General features: G+C 71.9%; 15 protein-coding genes. 9 read left to right on the forward strand and 6 right to left on the reverse strand.

Going from position 1 to position 16,082, the window contains the following annotated elements:
* The first annotated feature begins 232 nt into the window (after nucleotides 1–232).
* Both ACIGAN_RS07510 and ACIGAN_RS07515 read left to right on the forward strand, forming a co-directional pair.
* Entirely contained in the window at nucleotides 233–1,549 is a 1,317-nt protein-coding gene (locus tag ACIGAN_RS07510) for a phthiocerol/phthiodiolone dimycocerosyl transferase family protein (protein WP_399855807.1), read from the forward strand.
* A 62-nt stretch (nucleotides 1,550–1,611) separates the two neighbouring features.
* Entirely contained in the window at nucleotides 1,612–2,130 is a 519-nt protein-coding gene (locus ACIGAN_RS07515; RefSeq protein ID WP_399855810.1) for an RNA polymerase sigma factor, read from the forward strand.
* A gap of 100 nt (nucleotides 2,131–2,230) precedes the next feature.
* Here ACIGAN_RS07515 and ACIGAN_RS07520 read toward each other — a convergent pair whose 3' ends face one another.
* Nucleotides 2,231–2,911: a PAS domain-containing protein gene (locus ACIGAN_RS07520; protein ID WP_399855812.1), complete on the reverse strand. Its 681-nt coding sequence runs from the start codon at nucleotides 2,909–2,911 to the stop codon at nucleotides 2,231–2,233.
* A 683-nt stretch (nucleotides 2,912–3,594) separates the two neighbouring features.
* Here ACIGAN_RS07520 and ACIGAN_RS07525 point away from each other — a divergent pair.
* Nucleotides 3,595–4,887: a helix-turn-helix domain-containing protein gene (locus tag ACIGAN_RS07525; RefSeq protein ID WP_399855815.1), complete on the forward strand. Its 1,293-nt coding sequence runs from the start codon at nucleotides 3,595–3,597 to the stop codon at nucleotides 4,885–4,887.
* 48 nt (nucleotides 4,888–4,935) lie between these two features.
* Nucleotides 4,936–5,505, forward strand: a complete 570-nt coding sequence (locus ACIGAN_RS07530) for a DUF6328 family protein (protein WP_399855818.1) — start codon at nucleotides 4,936–4,938, stop codon at nucleotides 5,503–5,505.
* 91 nt (nucleotides 5,506–5,596) lie between these two features.
* Here ACIGAN_RS07530 and ACIGAN_RS07535 read toward each other — a convergent pair whose 3' ends face one another.
* The 5 genes from ACIGAN_RS07535 to ACIGAN_RS07555 all read right to left on the reverse strand — a co-directional run bounded on the left by ACIGAN_RS07535 (nucleotide 5,597) and on the right by ACIGAN_RS07555 (nucleotide 11,845).
* Nucleotides 5,597–7,030 carry a cellulose binding domain-containing protein gene (locus ACIGAN_RS07535; RefSeq protein WP_365740652.1) on the reverse strand — a complete coding sequence of 478 codons (1,434 nt, stop codon included), beginning with the start codon at nucleotides 7,028–7,030 and terminating at the stop codon, nucleotides 5,597–5,599.
* Between the two features lie 83 nt (nucleotides 7,031–7,113).
* The gene (locus tag ACIGAN_RS07540; protein ID WP_399855822.1) at nucleotides 7,114–8,643 is read right to left on the reverse strand and encodes a beta-N-acetylhexosaminidase; all 1,530 of its coding nucleotides are present in this window, start codon (nucleotides 8,641–8,643) and stop codon (nucleotides 7,114–7,116) included.
* Between the two features lie 32 nt (nucleotides 8,644–8,675).
* Nucleotides 8,676–9,530: a carbohydrate ABC transporter permease gene (locus tag ACIGAN_RS07545; RefSeq protein ID WP_399856236.1), complete on the reverse strand. Its 855-nt coding sequence runs from the start codon at nucleotides 9,528–9,530 to the stop codon at nucleotides 8,676–8,678.
* A gap of 5 nt (nucleotides 9,531–9,535) precedes the next feature.
* Nucleotides 9,536–10,522, reverse strand: a complete 987-nt coding sequence (locus ACIGAN_RS07550; protein ID WP_365090180.1) for a carbohydrate ABC transporter permease — start codon at nucleotides 10,520–10,522, stop codon at nucleotides 9,536–9,538.
* Nucleotides 10,523–10,591: 69 nt separating this feature from the next.
* Entirely contained in the window at nucleotides 10,592–11,845 is a 1,254-nt protein-coding gene (locus tag ACIGAN_RS07555; protein ID WP_365740649.1) for an extracellular solute-binding protein, read from the reverse strand.
* A gap of 235 nt (nucleotides 11,846–12,080) precedes the next feature.
* Here ACIGAN_RS07555 and ACIGAN_RS07560 point away from each other — a divergent pair, with 235 nt between their 5' ends.
* The 5 genes from ACIGAN_RS07560 to ACIGAN_RS07580 all read left to right on the forward strand — a co-directional run bounded on the left by ACIGAN_RS07560 (nucleotide 12,081) and on the right by ACIGAN_RS07580 (nucleotide 16,072).
* On the forward strand, nucleotides 12,081–12,857 hold the full coding sequence (locus tag ACIGAN_RS07560; RefSeq protein WP_365740648.1) for a GntR family transcriptional regulator: 777 nt from the start codon (nucleotides 12,081–12,083) through the stop codon (nucleotides 12,855–12,857).
* 256 nt (nucleotides 12,858–13,113) lie between these two features.
* Entirely contained in the window at nucleotides 13,114–14,286 is a 1,173-nt protein-coding gene (locus ACIGAN_RS07565) for an ATP-binding protein (RefSeq protein ID WP_365090189.1), read from the forward strand.
* A gap of 20 nt (nucleotides 14,287–14,306) precedes the next feature.
* Nucleotides 14,307–15,125 (forward strand): roadblock/LC7 domain-containing protein, encoded by an 819-nt coding sequence (locus ACIGAN_RS07570; protein WP_399856239.1) that lies wholly within the window; start codon nucleotides 14,307–14,309, stop codon nucleotides 15,123–15,125.
* Nucleotides 15,118–15,507 (forward strand): DUF742 domain-containing protein, encoded by a 390-nt coding sequence (locus tag ACIGAN_RS07575; protein ID WP_399855826.1) that lies wholly within the window; start codon nucleotides 15,118–15,120, stop codon nucleotides 15,505–15,507. Before ACIGAN_RS07570 ends, ACIGAN_RS07575 begins: the two co-directional genes overlap by 8 nt.
* A 4-nt stretch (nucleotides 15,508–15,511) precedes the next feature.
* A complete protein-coding gene (locus tag ACIGAN_RS07580) occupies nucleotides 15,512–16,072 on the forward strand; it encodes a GTP-binding protein (protein ID WP_365090193.1) in 561 nt (186 codons plus the stop codon).
* The last annotated feature ends 10 nt before the right edge of the window (nucleotides 16,073–16,082 follow it).

Below are 16,082 nucleotides of genomic sequence, written 5' to 3' on the forward strand. Positions count from 1 at the left end.
GGCACCGATTCAGGGGTTTCCCTGGAGTTCGGGGTGCCGGGGAGTGTGCGTCGGGACGCATCTTCTAGGGAAATCACGCGATTTCCCCGCGCGCCGGGCCCTCGGCTGGATTCGGCCACTGTCGGCCGTGCACTCTCGAAAGGCCCCCGGCCTCCCCGCGGACCGCCGCGGTGGCAATTGTGTCCCGGGACCGTGGATTTCCGGAACGAACGACGGAAAGAAGGCTGACGGCATGCACCGTGTGCTGTGTCCGGTCGAGACGCTCTACGTGGGCCAGAGAAGCAGGGCCGTGCTGTCCTGCACCCTGCGTGGACCGGTGGACCTCGCGGCGCTGTCCGCCGCGTTCGACGCCCTGACGGAGGCGAACCCGCCGCTGCGGTCCCGCATCGAACAGGACGGCGGCGGGCACGTGCTGCGCCTGCTCGGCGAGGACGAGCGGCCCCGGCTGATCACCCGGACCGGCGACGAGGAGGAGGCCTACGCGGCGGAGCTGAACAGGCCGCTGCCCGTCGGCGGCCCGCTGAGCCGTGCCGTGCTGGTCAGCGCTCCGGACGGGCGGAGCCACCTGTTCGTGCTGGTGATCGACCACACCATCGCCGACGGCCACAGCAGCATCGAGGCGCACAACGCGCTGTGGGACCGCTACCGGGCGCTGGTCGAAGGCACCAGCGACGGCACTGCCGACGGCACTGCCGCTTCGGAACTCCCGCGCTGGCCCGAGCCCGTGAGCCGGCTGCTGCCTCCGGCCGACGAGGCCGACACGGCGAAGTACCTCGACGGCCGGCTGGAGGAGATCCGGCGGCACCCGGTCGAGCTGGTCCCGTACGACGCCGCCGGCGGTGAGGGTGCCGCCCCGGAGGGGCGCATCGAGGTCCGTCGGCTGACCCTGGACGCGGACCTCACCTCCCGGCTGCGCGGTACGGCGCGCGCCTCGGGTGTCTCCGTGCACGCCCTGATCGCCGCGACGCTGCTGGCGACGGCCCGGCGGCGCCTGCCCGGGGACGACGGGGCCCGCACGCTCGGCTGCCTGTCCCCCGTCGACCTGCGGACGCGGCTCACCCCGCCGGTGCCCGCCTCCGACCTGGTTCCCGCGGTCACCACCCATCTGCAGACCGTGGAGGTGTCCGCCCGTGCGGAGCCGCTGGAGCTGGCCCGTGCCGTGCACGCCCGGCTGGGCGACTTCCTGGCCCGCGGCGACCACTTCCACGAGATGCGCATCACGCCGGAGATCCCCCGCAATCCCGCGCTGCAACTGGCCACGGTGATCGCCACGAACATGGGCGTGGTCCCCGGTCCGCGGCTGCCGGACGGGCTGCGGGCGGCCGACGTGCGCCTCGTTCCGGCCCGCGAGCACTACTTCCCGCAGGCGGGACGCAGCCCCGTCATGGCGTGCGTGGTCTCCTTCGAGGGCCGGCTGTCCATCGAGTTCCCGCACTCCACCGCCTGCTACAGCCCGTCCTTCATGCGGGCGTTCCGCGACGACGTGCGCGCCGGGCTGCTGCGTTTCACGGACGCGGTGGAACCGGGGCTCGCCCACACCGCCGGCTGAGCACCGCCCGTTCGCCCTCCCGACCCCCGCCCGCCCGGCCGTGTAAGGAACCCCTGTCCGCCATGACGACCGTCAGCGAACTGCCCTCCCCCCTGACGCTGCTCCCCCGGGCCCAGGCCGGCGACGAGCACGCGATGAACCACCTGCTGACCGCCATCACGCCCTACGTGGCGCGCATCTGCAGGTCCATCACCCACGACGACGGTGCCGACGCCACGCAGGAGGCGCTGCTCGCCGTCTACCGCGGTCTCGGTTCCCTGCGCGAACCGGCGGCGTTCTACGGCTGGGTGCGCTCGGTGACGGTCCGCGAGGCCATCCGCACCGCCAGGCGCTACGGCGCGGAGAGCTGCCGCTCCGAGGTGGACTCGCAGGAGGAGGCCAATCCCCTCGACGCGGTGCACATCAGTGATGTGCTGGAGCGGCTGTCCCAGGCGCACCGGCAGGTCCTCACCCTGCGCGCCTACGGGCTGAACGAGGAGGAGATGGCCGAGGTGCTCGCGCTGCCCGTGGGCACCGTCCGCTCGCGCCTGTTCCGGGCCCGCCGCCGGTTCCAGGAGGCGTGGCAGCCCTCGGCGGCGTGAGGCCGGCGCCCCTGCCGGGGCGGGCCGGTACGACGGCGGCCGTGGCGGAGTGTCTCCGCCACGGCCGCCGTCGCGGGGCTCGGCAGGCCCCGGCTCCGCACTACCGCACGCGTTCCGCAAGGACCCGCGGGGGCCACTGGCCGGGGGCGAACATCCCGAGGGCGTGCGCCCGCGCCACCAGGGCGGGCCGGTTGGGGGCGTCGAAACGCCGCAGCATCTGGCCGACGCGGTATTCGATTCCCTGACGGCTCAGATAGAGACGGGAGGCCAACTGCACCGTGGATTCACCACTCGCGACACCTTCCAGCACCTGCGCGTCGAGGGCGCTGAGTACGGGTCCGCCGCCGGCCGCCTCTTCGATCCGGCGCAGAAAGACGACCAGGCCGACGATTTCACCCGTGGGCTGTGCGACGGCGATCGCGCTGATTTCGGCCGGGAATTCACGGCCCGCTCCGTCGCGGCCCGTCACCCTTTCCCTGAATCTCCGGCAACGCCCGGAGGAAAGCGCGGTGAACTGTTCCCGCAATGGTCCGGGAATCGGGGAACGGAGGAGTTCGAGCAGGCCGCGTCCGCATATCTCGTCGGCGCTCAGGCCGAATTGGCGGGCGAATTCCGGTTCCGCGGCCGTGACGGCCAGCGTCCGGGGGGAGACATGGGCCGTGCAGGCGGTCTCCGCGGTGGCACCGTCCGGCGCGCCGATCAGGTCACGGCGGACCGGCACGGCCGCGGCGGCGGTCTTCTTCTTACGGGGCGAGGCGTCGGGGAAACTCGTGGTCGCCACGGACGTACCGTCCTTCTTCCTGCGCGTGGGGGGCTGGGAAGGGTGTGCGGACGCGGAGCGGACCGATGCGCTGTGCCAGGGTGCGGGCGAGCGCCCGGTGACGGCGTGCCACCTCGTCGGTGGCCGGGGCCGGGTGTCCGCGTCGTTCCGGGCCGGCGGCGGGCGCCGGGTCCCCGGGGCGGGTCGGGGTGAGCTGAGGAGGCGGTGCCGAGGCGACCGTCGTCCGGGTCACCTGGATAACGTTGTCATGACCACTCGATCCCGCGGCGCGGTCCCGTCGGCGGACGACGCAGCGACCGGGCGGGCGAACCGTAAGTCCTGCCGTGGCGAGAAGCCCGTACGGGCAGTGCGCGGCACGGAAACCTCCACGATACGGAGAGGGGGTTCGTTTGAGGGGTCGCCTTCGAGACTAAGCGGAGGCAACCCCTGAGGCAAGAGTTTGTCAGGTGAACTCGGCAACGCGTCAACTACCCTGCGACCGGGCCCATTTCGGGCACGGAGAACCCCCGATGCAAACAATCCCGGCGGAGTGGCGGCACCGCCTCCGTAATGCGCCGCCGGCCTCGCAACACGGCTTGTCGCCCCGTGCCGCGCTCCCTAAAGTGTGGACAACTCACGCGCCCGTTCGGGCAAACGGAACCGCGGATACCGTGCCGGCCGGGCCACCGAACCCGAGGAGGGAGATGCTGGATCAGCCGCAGTTCGGCCGTCGGCTGAGGAGGCTGCGTGCCGCGCGGGGCCTGAGCCAGGCCGATGTCGCCGGCGACGGGATGTCGACGGGGCATCTGTCCCGTCTGGAGTCCGGTGAACGGCGGCCCACGGAGCGGACCGTGGCCTATCTCGCCCGGCGGCTCGGGGTGGACGCCTCGGCGCTGACCGGCCCCTCGGACGGCAGGTCCCTGACCGCGGTGCTGGCGTCCGTGGCCTCGGCGCCCGCGGGTTCGGACGGCACGGAGGTGCTCGGCCGCGCGGTCGAGGAGGACCCGGGCGAGGATCCCGCCGCCCGCTGGCAGGCCCTGTGGCTGCTGAGCCGCGCCGCGGGCCGCGACGGCGACTACGCGCTCGAACGCGCCCGGCTGCTGGAACTCCTGGAACTGAGCCGCGTGTTGGAGGCACCCGACCTGCGGGCCAGGTCGCTGGTGCGGTACGCCCGCTGCAGCCGCGCCCTGGGCGATGCCGGCGGCGCGGAACCGGCGGCCGTGGAGGCGCTGTCCGTGGCCCGCGCCGCGGAGCTGGGCGTGCCCGACACCCTGGCCGCGCTCACGGTGCTGATCGGCGTCGAGACGGAACTGGGCAGGTGGGAGGCGGCCTCCCGGCACGTCGCCGAGATGGAACGCGAGCTGCTGCCCGGGGCCCCCTCCGCCCTGGCGGCCGAGGCGTTGTGGGCGGCCGCCGAGGTCAGCGACCGCCGGGGCGACGAGGCGACCGCCCTGGCCCGGCTGGACACCGCCCTGGGCCTGCTGGAGGGCGGGGACGACGTGGCCCTGTGGGCCCGGCTGCGGGCCGCCGCCTCCGCGACAGCGCTGCACATGTCACCACCCCGGGCGGCCGCGGCCGAGCGCTGGCTGGCCGAGGCCGCCCCCGTCCTCGGCCTGATCGGCACGCCCGCGCAACTGCAGGAACTGCGCGTGCTCCAGGCGCACCTCGCGTTCGCGCAGGGCCGGCTGGACGACGCCCGCGCGCTGTGCCGGGCCGTGCTGTCCGAGGAGCACCTCCGTCTGGCCCACCGCGAGCGGGTGCGGCTGTCGGTCCTCGACGGCCGGCTCGCGATCCTGGCGGGCCGCGTCGAGGAGGGGGTCGCGGCCCTGGAACGGCTGGCGCGTCAGGCGACCGAGGCCGGCAGCCGCGATCTCGCGGCGCACGTCTGGCAGGCCCTGGCCACCACCCTCGCGGCGCACGTCCACTCCCCCCAGGACGGCCCGGCGCCCGGCGAGGCCCGGCCGGACGGGCGGGTCGTGGGCCGCCGGCCAGCATGAAAGCCGCTCCGGCGGGGCAAACGGAGCCTCTGACATGGGGAGGAAGCCGTGACGACGACGAAGCAGCCCGCCGGGCCGGAAGGCGAGAACACCACGTGCGCCGCGCAGCAGGACGGCCCGGCGAAGAGAACCGGCGCCGAGGAGGAGGAGACGCCGCAGGAACGCGTCAACCGGCGCTGGAACGAGATACTCCAGGAGACCCGGGTCACCCAGACGGGTGTGCAGATCCTCTTCGGCTTCCTGCTCAGCGTCGCGTTCACCCCGCTGTTCCGGGAGCTGGAGACGCTGGACCGCGCCATCTACGTCACCACCGTCGTGCTCGGGGCGGCGTCCACCGGGACGCTCATCGCCCCCGTCTCCATCCACCGGTTCCTCTCCGGTCAGCGCATGAAGGACGAGGTGGTGGAGACCGCCGGGCGGCTGATGATGTGCGGCATGGTCCTCCTCGCCCTGACCATCGGCTGCACGCTGCTGCTGATCCTCCGCTTCGTCCTGCCCGGCGTCTTCGCCGAACTGCTCGCGGCCGCAGTCATGCTCTGGTTCGGCCTGTGCTGGTACGCCCTGCCCCTGTACCTGCGCCGGCGCGGAGAACGCCGCTCGCGCGCGACGAACACCTGAGCCGGGCCGGACGGGCCCGGCATCAGGCCGCCTGCCGGGCTGCCCCCGCCTGGCCGGCGGGGCAGCCCGGCTCACGGAGTGAGCGGTCCGGCTAGCCCGCGGGGACCGTGTCCTCGAAGGTGGTGCCGGCGGAGCGATAAGCGTTGATCTTCGCGGTGACCTGGGCCGGGGTCAGCACCTGGTCCTTGACGTGCAGGACGTAGTCGACCTGCTCGTCGTAGGCGCGCGGAGTGGTGCTGGTCTGGCCCGCCAGGTCGATCAGCCACTGGTTGAAGTTGATCGACATGGGGCGCTCGGGCAGGTAGGCGGCGTCATGGGTGCCGAAGAGCTGCCCGTCGACGTAGTACTTGATGGTGCTGTTGTCGATGGTGAGCACCAGGTCGTGCCAGCCGGCGTAGCTCTGCCGGGACTCGGTGTGCTGGTTGACGGCCTGCCACGGGTCGGGGTTGTAGGTCTCCCAGGACGTCGTGTAGAGGATGTTGGCGGGCTCGCCCCAGCCCCCGTTGGGCAGGTACTCGAAGTCGTACTCGGCGTAGTCGTCGGCCATGGGGGCCTTGAGGTCGTTGATGGTGAAGAACGTCTGGACGAGGCGGTCGCCGTCCGGGCCGGACACGGGTGCGTCGGAGAACCGGACGCGGGCGGCGTAGGTGCCGTTCTTGAACTTGGTCGCCTTGGTGAGCACTTCGGTGTGCTTGGTGGACTCCGGCGTGCCGGCGGTGGAGGTCCGCAGGTTCATCACGGAGTTGCCGCCGGAGGCCGCGAAGGTCACGTTCTCGGGGGCCCAGGTGGCGCCGGGCACCCCGGGGCCACCGGAGTTGGCCCGCACGCTCCAGCCGTTCGCGGAGATCCTCGGGTCGCTGGAGCTGGTGTAGTTGAAGTCGTCGAAGAGGCTCTGTCCGCCGGCCGGGGGGTCCGTGGGCGGGTCGGTCGGCGGGTCGGTCGGGTCGTTGCCCTCGGGTGCCGTCCCCCACACCGTGGTGCCGGAGACCTGGGCGGTGACCTTCGGCCAGTCCGCGTACGTGGTGCGGGTGGCGCTGAAGGAGTAGTCGTCGCTCTGCCGGAGCGTCTGCCAGTCGGTGCGGTGGAAGCGCAGTTGCATGTCCCCGGTGTCGGAGCCGGGGGCGAGGCTGCCGGCTCCCGCGGTGAAGCCGATGTCGAGGTAGCGGTCGGCGGTGGCCGTCGGGCGGGCGAGGGTGCCGAAGGTGCCGGTGATGTGGGCGCAGCCCTTCACCGCCCAGGAGCAGGCGAAGCGGTAGGCGGCTCCGGCCGAGTCGGCCTTGAAGTAGTAGCGCACCTTGACGGTGGACAGCTGCAGGGGGGCGCTGCCGGTGTTCCTGACCTTGAGCCAGGGTTCGGACTGGTCCGCGGTGGCGGAGCCGGCGCCGGTGCGGTACTGGACGGTGACGGACTCGCCGGCGGCGCTGGCCGTGCCGGTCAGGGCGGCGAGGCCGGTGGTACCGGTGGCCATGGCCAGGGCGGCGGCTGCGGCGATGCGCCATCTGCGGGGAGCGGTGGGCCGATGCATGCTCGTTCCTTTCCGGATGGGACGGATGGTCCCGCCGCCCGGTGGGGCCGGGCGCGCGGGGCTGTGCCGTGCTGTGGTGCGGTTCAGGGGTGGCGGCTGACCTTCAGCGCGTCCAGCCGTGCGGCGTGCCCGGCCATGCGGGTGCTGAAGTCGGTCCAGCTGGAGGGGCCGCTCCAGGCGCCGTCGGCCAGGGCGCACAGCCGGGGGTAGGTCAGGTACTCGATGCGGGCCGGTGTGGCGGCGTACTCGGTCCACAGGTGGGCCTGGGTGCCCAGCACCCGGGCGGCCGCCCCGGGGGTCGCCGCTGCGGGTACCGGCTCGTGGCCGTGGACGTCCCGCAGTGTCACGACGCCGCCGGGCTGTCCGGGCGGCTCGCCGGGGTCGGCGCTGCGGGGGTAGTCGAGGTAGGTGGCACGGTAGTGAGAGTTGATCACATCGTGGCCGCGGCGGGCCGCCGCCAGGGCGTGGGCGGGGTCGCGCCAGGCCATCACGGTGAATCCGTCGGGCAGTTCGGTGCCGCTCTCCGCCCAGGCGACCGGGCGCCGTCCGTGCCGGGTGAGGAAGGTTCCGACGCGGTCGAGGAACCATCCGTGCAGGGCCGCGGGGCCGGTGAGCCCGGCGGTCCGGGCCCGGGCCCTGGCCGCGGGGCTCTGCTCCCACTCGGTGGTGGGGCATTCGTCGCCGCCGATGTGGACGTAGGGCGAGGGGAAGACGTCCATGACCTCCTCCAGCACGGTCCGGCAGAAGTCGAAGACCTCCTCGTGCACGCCGAGGGTGGTGTCGCACACCCCCCACCGCGTCCAGACGTCCGGGGTGTGCTCCGGCCGGTTGCCCAGGTGCGGGTAGGCGGCGACCGCGGCGCGGGCGTGGCCGGGCATCTCGATCTCGGGCAGCACCGTGATGCCGCGCGCGGCCGCGTGGGCGACGAGCCGGATGAGTTCGGCCCTGGTGTAGGCGCCGCCGTGGGGTGTGCCGTCGTAGCGGTCGCCGCCGGGGCCGATCGGGGACTGCCGGCGGTGGCCCCCGATCTCGGTGAGCTTGGGGTAGGCCGCGACGGGCATCCGCCACCCCTGGTCGTCGGTCAGGTGCAGATGGAAGACGTTGATCTTGTGCAGGGCGAGCAGGTCGACGTAGCGCAGCAGGTACGAGTGGGGCTGGAAGTGGCGGGCCACGTCGAGCATGGCCCCGCGCCAGGGCAGGCGGGGGACGTCGGTGATGTCGGCGCAGGGCAGGGTCCAGGCGACGCCCTTGCGGGGCGAGGCGGACAGGGCCTGCACGGGCAGCAGCTGGCGGACGGTCTGCACGCCCCGCAGGAGTCCGGTGAGGTCGCGGGCGCGCAGGAGCAGGGAGTGCGGTCCGATCGTCAGCCCGTACCCCTCGTCGCCGAGTCCCGTCAGGGCGGTGTCGAGGGCGAGGACGACCGGCCCGTCGCTGGCGGGGCGCAGCGGCAGTCCGGTGGCGGGGGCGAGGAGTGTGCGCAGGAGGTCGGCGGCGGGTTCGGCGCCGCCGGTGACGCGCAGCCGGGTGTCGGCGGTGAGGGTGAAGTGGCCCGCTTTGAAACGGGCTTTGGTGGGGCGGGGCAGGAGCGGTGTCCGCGGTGAGGGCGAGGTCACGGCTGTCTCCGGGAGGGGTGGGGGCGCGGGGGTCAGCCCTTGACGGCGCCGGCGGCGAAGCCGGAGGTCACATGGCGCTGCAGGAGCAGGAAGACGGCGAGCGCGGGGAGCGCGAAGAGGGTGGAGGCCGCCATGGTGGCGCCCCAGTCGGTGCCGAACACGTTCTGGAAGGAGGACAGCCAGACCGGCAGGGTGCGGCTGTCCTGCTGCTTGATGATGAGGAAGTTGGCGTAGGCGAACTCGTTCCAGGCGGTGATGTAGCCGAACAGGGAGGTGGCCATCAGGCCGGGGGCGAGGAGGGGGAAGGTGATGTGGCGGAAGGCGTGCCGGCGGGTGCAGCCGTCGACCTGGGCCGCTTCCTCCAGCTCGGGCGGGATGGCGGCGATGAATCCGCGCAGCACCACGATGGTGAACGGCAGCGTCATCATGAAGTAGACGAGCGTCAGGGCGGGCAGGCGGTCCAGCATGCCGGTGTCCCGGGAGATGATGTACACGGGGATGATCAGCGCTTCCCAAGGCGCCATCTGGGCGATGAACACCAGCAGCATGAACTGCCGCCGGCCGCGCCAGCGCATGCGGGCCACGGCGAAGGAGGCACCCAGCGCGACGACGAGGGCGAGCAGGACGGCGCTCAGGGTCACGAGGATGCTGTTGCGCCAGAACAGGGCGAATCCGTCCGCCTCGACGGCGGTGCGGAAGTGCTCCAACGTCCAGGTGTGGGGCATGAGGTGCGGGGTGTCCGACTGGATGTCCCGGTTGGGTTTGAACGCCGTGGTGATCATCCAGTAGACGGGGAAGAGGCACAGGACGATCGTCGAGGCGGCGGCCGTGTGCAGCAGGACGCGCCGACGGGGCACGGGGCGGGGTGCCGCTCGCACCGGGCTCACGGGACTCACAGGGCTTCGCCCTCCTGACGGAACATCTGGCGGAAGTACAGGACGAGCACGGCTGCCATGAGCAGGACGGTGACCATCGACGCCGCCGAGCCGAGGTCGTAGCGCTGGCTCGACAGGGCGGTCTGGACGGCGTAGACGGGCAGGATGGTCGTGGCGTCCCCGGGTCCGCCGTTGGTCATCACCCAGATCTGCACGAACGCCTTGAAGGTCCAGATGACCTCCAGGGAGAGCACCAGCAGGAAGATCGGCCGGATCATGGGGAGGGTGATGGCGCGGAAGACGCGTCCGGCCGAGGCGCCGTCGAGGCGGGCCGACTCGTACAGTTCCGCGGGGACGGTCGTCAGGGCCGAGTAGAGGGTGATCGCCGCGAACGGCACCGACTGCCACACGATCAGCAGCACGAGGATGGTGAAGGCGGCCGGGCCGTGGGCGAACCAGGGATAGCGCTCGAAGGAGTCGAAGCCCAGGTGCCGGAGCGTCCAGTTGACGATGCCGAACTCGGAGTGGAACAGCCACTGGAAGACGGTGGTGGCGGCGATGACGGGCATCGCCCAGGCCAGCACCAGGGCGCTGAGCACGGCCGTGCGCCACAGGCGGCCCAGTCGCTCGATCAGCAGGGCGACCAGGGTGGCGAGCAGCATGATCAGGACGACGTTCACCGCCATGAAGACGAAGGTGCGCCGTACGACCTGCCAGAAGCGCTCGTCCGTGAGCAGGGTCCGGTAGTTGCGCAGCCCCACGAACTGCGCGTCACCCGCGATGAGTTGGCGCAGCCGGAAGTCCTGGAGCGAGATCAGCACGGCGCGGGCCAGCGGGTAAAGCAGCAGGTACAGCATGCCCAGGACCGTGGGGGCGGCCAGCAGGTAGGGCCACGGGCCCGCGCGGCCGGCCCGGTGCTCTCCCGCGCGCCCGGGCTTCGCGGGGAGCGGTGCGGGCGGCCGGGGCCGGGCGGGTGGCGCGCTGGAGTCGCGGATGACCGACACGGTGCCGTCTCCTCGGATGTGTCGTCCCATGGGGCGGGGGTGCGGGTGCCGTGACCGGCCGGTCGCGGGTCAGGAGCCGTTCATGGCGGCGGTGATCGCCGCGGAGGCCCGGGCCGCCTCCGCCGGTGCGTCGGCGCCGGTGAGGACCGCGGTCATGTAGTCCTTGATGGGGTTCTTCGCCTCGACGGCAGCCCAGCCGGGGGTGTTGGGCGTGGCCCGGCCGACGGCGGCGCCCGCCGCCATGGCCGACGCGCCGGGGTCGGAGGCGACCGCGTCGGCCAGGGTCGTCTTGTTGGGCACGTAGCTCATGGCCGCGGCCAGCTTGCGCTGCCAGTGGTCGCCGGTGAGTTCCTTGACGAAGGTGAAGGCGGCGTCCTGCTTGCCCGAGGCCGCGGGGATGACGAGGTCGGAGCCGCCGATGAACACCGAGCCGGGCCGTTCGGCGGTCTTGCCCGGGATGGGGAAGAAGCCGAGCTTGCCCTTGAGGTCGGGGTTGTTCTCGGTGACCACGTTGGCACCGCCGGGCGTGGAGATGATCTGGGCCACCTGGCCCTTGGCCATGACCTCGGCCTGCGGCGGCTCCGCCTCGTCGGAGTCCTTGGGGCCCTTGCCGAGAGCCTGGAGCCTCTGGTAGAAGTCCATGCCGCGCAGCGCCTGCGGGGTGTCGAGCGCGCCCTTCCAGGTGCTGCCGGACCGGGTGGCCAGGTCGCCGCCCTCGTCCCAGATGAACCCGGCCAGGGCGTACCACATCTGTCCCGGCAGGTAGATGCCCTGGGTGCCGCCGGAGTCGAGCTTCTCGGTGGCGGTCAGCCACCGCTCGCGTGTCGTGAGGGAGGCCGCGTCGATGCCGGCCTTGTCGAACAGGTCGGTGCGGTAGATGACGACGCGGTTGGCGGCGTAGTACGGGATGCCGTACTGCCGGCCGTCGAAGGATCCTGGCTCGGCCAGGCCCTTGAGCCAGTTCTCGCCGCCGAGTTCGCGGGTCCTGTCGCTCAGATCGAGCAGGCCGCCGCTCTGCGCGTACTGGGCGACCTGGGTGTTGCCGGTCTCGATGACGTCCGGGGCGTCGTTGCTGGCGAGGGCGGCCGTGACCTTCTCCCCGATGCCGTCCCACTCCTGGATCTGGACCTGCACGTCGATGTCCGGGTGCGCGGCCTCGAAGCCCGCGACGAACTCCTTCTGGAACTGCGCCGAGACGCTGTCGCGCATGAGCCAGACGTCGATCGTCGTGGCGCCGCCGGCGGAGTCACCGGACGATTCCGAGCCGTCGCCGCAGGCGCTGACGCCGGAGGCGATCACCAGTGCGGACAGTCCTGCGAGCATGCGGAGCTTCACGGTTCACCTCGGGAGGGAAGGCGCCACGGCACTTGACCAGTTGGGCAACTGGACAGATGACCTCTCGTTGGTCGATGAAAATGGCATAGACCAATAGAGGCGTCAATCCCCCGCGTCGGCCTCACTTTTCGGCCGCCCACTTGACCAGTGGGCGGCGAGTGGTAAACAGTCCACCCAACGGGACGAGCAGCATCGGCGTACGGCGGGGCGGGAGCGGTCGGGCATGAACGCGGGCGAGTCGGGGGCGGTACTCAAGCGGGAGCGGGTCCGCGACCACATCCTGCAGCTCATCGAGACGCTGCGCCCCGGGGACGCGATCCCCTCCGAACGGGCCCTGTGCGCCACGCTCAAGGTGTCCCGCCCCACCCTGCGGGCGGCCGTGGACGAACTGGTCGCGGCCGGGCTGCTGGTGCGCGAGCACGGGCGGGGCATGTTCGTGGCCCCCGAGAAGATCACCCAGGAACTCGTCTCGGAGTCCCACGGCATGATCCTGCCGCAGGCGTCCGGCACCTGGTCGAGCCGCCTGCTGGAGTTCGCCACCATCACGGCGGGCGCCCGGGTGGGTCGCAAACTGCGCCTGTCCCCCGCGGCCGGCATCGTCTACGCGGCACGCCTGCGGCTGGTCGACGGCGCCCCGATGGCCATCGAGCACCTGCACATCCCGGCCGATCTGGTCCCCGCGCTCACCGCCCGGGAGCTGGAGACGGGCGATCTGTACGAGCATCTGCGCGAGCGGCACCGGGTGCAGGTCAGCGAGGCGACGCAGACCATCGAGCCCACGGTCGTCAGCCAGGCCGAGGCCAGGCTCCTGGGCGTGCCCGAGCTGTCCCCCGCGCTGCTCTTCGAGCGCCACACCAGCGACACGCACGGCCGGCCCGTGGAGTACGTCCACTCGATCTACCGGGGCGACCGTTACCGGATCGTCTCCCGGCTCAGCCTGAACGCGGCGGCCACGCCCACGCCCCCGGCGGCGGCGACGCCGGGATGGCACCCGGTGTGATCCCCGAGGCGGGCGAACGGACCGTCAACCCCCCTGAGCTGCACGGCATGTTGATGGTGTGAAGCCCCGAGGAGCGACCTCCGGCGCACCGGGTTGACGGTGATAGCATTCCGCCGTCTGCGACCTTGATCCACTTTTGCTCAGGGCCCTGAACCCCGAACGCGCTGAACTCCCCCGTGCAGTGCGCTGGACGGGTTGCGGATTCTTGCGCGGCGTACCCCCGACGCCCGCATGTGACGCGCCGGGAAAGGTTTCCATGACTCAAGACGTGCTTCTTTGGTGCCTGGTTGCGATAGCGGTGACAGCCGTCGCCGCCGTCGTGGCACTCGTGCTCCGCAGCAGAGGCGTGACGAGGAGGAAGAAGGAGTCCGAGGCCGAGCTTCAGGCGCGGCTGCAGTACAGCCAGAACGAGCTGGGACGCGTCCAGGCCGAGCTGGCGAGGATCAGGAACGAGCAGGACGGGGTCATCCGCGAAGCGGAGCAGGCGGCCGAGGAGAACATCAAGGCGGTCCTCAAGGGCGCCGCGCGCTTCCTGCAGAGTCTCGCGGCCGAGCAGACGACGCTGCTGGACGGGGTCCAGCGCGAGTACGGCGGCCACCCGGTCCTGAACGACCTGATGGACATCACGCACGCCAACGCCCAGATGGCGCGCAAGGCGCAGGGCATCGCCGTGATGTGCGGTGCGCCGCTGGGCCGGCGCAACCAGCCCGCCAGCGTCTACGACGTCGTCCGCAGCGCCCAGAGCCAGATCCGCAACTTCCAGCGCGTGGAGATCATGCAGCCGAGCGGCATCGCGCTGAAGGCCTCCGCCGTCGCACCGGTGGCCCTGGCCGTCGCCGAGCTGCTTGACAACGCTGCCAGCTTCTCCCAGGCGGACGCGCCGATCGAGGTGACGTTCCGTCAGGTCCAGCAGAATCTCTGCATCATCATCGACGACGCCGGCGTCGGCATGAGCGACGAGGACCGGCAGCGGGCGAGTGCGCTGCTGTCCGGCGACGACGCCCCCCGGCTGTCCCAGCTGGGCACCCAGCCGAAGTTCGGCTTCCCGGTGATCGGCCTGATCGCCCGGCAGTACGGCTTCAAGGTGGACGTGACCGGTGTCTCCCGGTACGGCGGCGTCCGGGCCGTCGTCCTGCTGCCCGAGGAGCTGTGGACCATGGAGGAGACCCCCGCCGCCCCGGAGGCGGCGCCCGTGAGCAGCATCCGGCCGGTGCAGGGCCGCACCCCGGAGCGCACGGCCAACGGTCTGCCCAAGCGCGGGACCCGCATCACGTCCGTCAGCGACTCCCCCGGGGCCGACCAGCCGGCCAGGCGCGCCGTGCGGCGTCGCGGCGCCGGCAGCCTGGGCGCCCTGCAGCGCGGCACCCAGACCGGGCGCGACGTGGCCTCCCTCGACACCCCCATGTCCGAAGGGTCCGACAACGCATGAGTACGACCGACCTGTCGTGGATGGTCCAGGACATCGTGACCAACGTGCCCAAGGCACGGCACGCCGTGGTGCTGTCGGCGGACGGCATACCCCGCGGCTCCACGGACGGCCTGACCCGCCAGGACGTGGGCACCGTCTCCGCGGCCATGGCCGGGATGCAGTCCCTCAGCCGGGCCACGGCCCACTTCGCCGGTCCTTCGCCGGACCGGGGATGGATCCAGACCGTCATCGAGTTCCAGCACGGCTGGGTCTTCCTGATCGGGGCCGGGCAGGGCGCCTACCTGGCGGCCGCCGCTGAGCCCGACGTGGACATGGAGCAGCTCTCGTTCCGCATGAACCGGCTGGTCGCCCGGCTGGGCAACAACCTCACGGCTCCGCCGCGGGTGACCCCCGCCGACGCGGCCCAGGCCGGTGACGGCCCGCAGGCGCACCCGGCCGAGACGGGCAGGTCCGTCGCCGTGCTCGACCGGCTGGACCGGGCGGTGGCCTCGGTGCCGGGCGCCCTGCACGCCCTGCTGCTCGGCGCGGACGGTCTGCCGCGCGGCGCCAGCGCCGGGGTCGACCGGGACCTCGCGGACACGATCTCGGCCGCCATGACCGGCATCCACGCCTACAGCCGGGCCACCGCGCCCTTCGCGGGCGGTGAACGGGACGACGAGTGGAGCCAGACGGTCATCGAGTTCCAGCACGGCTGGGTCTTCCTGATCGCCGCCGGTGAGGGTGCCTTCCTCGCCGCGGCCGCAGAACACGACTGTGACATCGAGGAGTTCGCCGCACGGCTGAGTGACGCGATGCCCGCGTCACCGGCTGTGCCGGGAGAAGGGGCCAGCGATGCATGACGACCCGTCCGATGACGAGCTCGAACTGACCGCCCCGTTAGTCCCGTTCTTCGTCATGGCGAAGGGGCGCGTACTGCCGCGGGACAGCGAGTACGAGCACACCACCATGATCACGGCACAGGACTCGGCCCTGGCCACGGTACGCACCCTGGCTCCGGAGGCGCGCGCGGTCATCGACCTGCTCGCGGACGGATACCTCTCGGTCGCCGAGGTCGCGGCCCACACCCAGCTGCCCCTGGGCATCGTGCGCATCCTGCTCGCGCAGATGGCCGAGGACGACCTGATCCATGTGCGCAATCCGGTGCCGCATGCCGAACGCCATGACCCCGCCCTGCTCACCGCCGTGCTCCATGGCCTGGAGCGCATTCGAACCGGAGCGTAAGTCCGTGTATCTGGATCCCAAGGTCTCCCGCTCCGTCAAGGTCCTGGTCGTGGGCCACTTCGCGGTGGGGAAGACCACCTACATCGGCAGCGTCTCCGAGATCGAGCCGCTGCAGACCGAGGAGGAGATCACCGAGGCCAGCGTGGGCCTCGACGATCTCTCCGACACGCCTGACAAGACCACCACCACCGTGGCGATGGACTTCGGGCGTCTGACCCTGAGTGACGATCTGGTCCTCTACATCTTCGGAACCCCCGGGCAGGAGCGGTTCAAGCAGATGTGGGAGGGCCTGTCGAGGGGGGCGCTGGGCGCGCTCGTCCTGGTCGACCCCGAACGGCTGGAGGAGACCTTCCCCATCCTGGACCTGGTCGAGTCCTTCGGTCTGCCCTACGTGGTCGGTGTGAACACCTTCGACGGCAGGACGCACTTCCCCCTGTCCGAAGTGTGCGAGGCACTCAACCTCTCCGACGAGACCCCGGTCATCGACTGCGACGTCCGCGACCAGGACTCCTCGATGGAGGCCCTCATCACGCTCGTGAAGCACCTCTTGTCCTCACTCGGCTAGGAGCCACACC

The sequence above is a fragment of the Streptomyces sp. NPDC085931 genome, from assembly GCF_044540565.1.
In the GTDB taxonomy this organism is placed as follows: Bacteria; Actinomycetota; Actinomycetes; order Streptomycetales; family Streptomycetaceae; genus Streptomyces.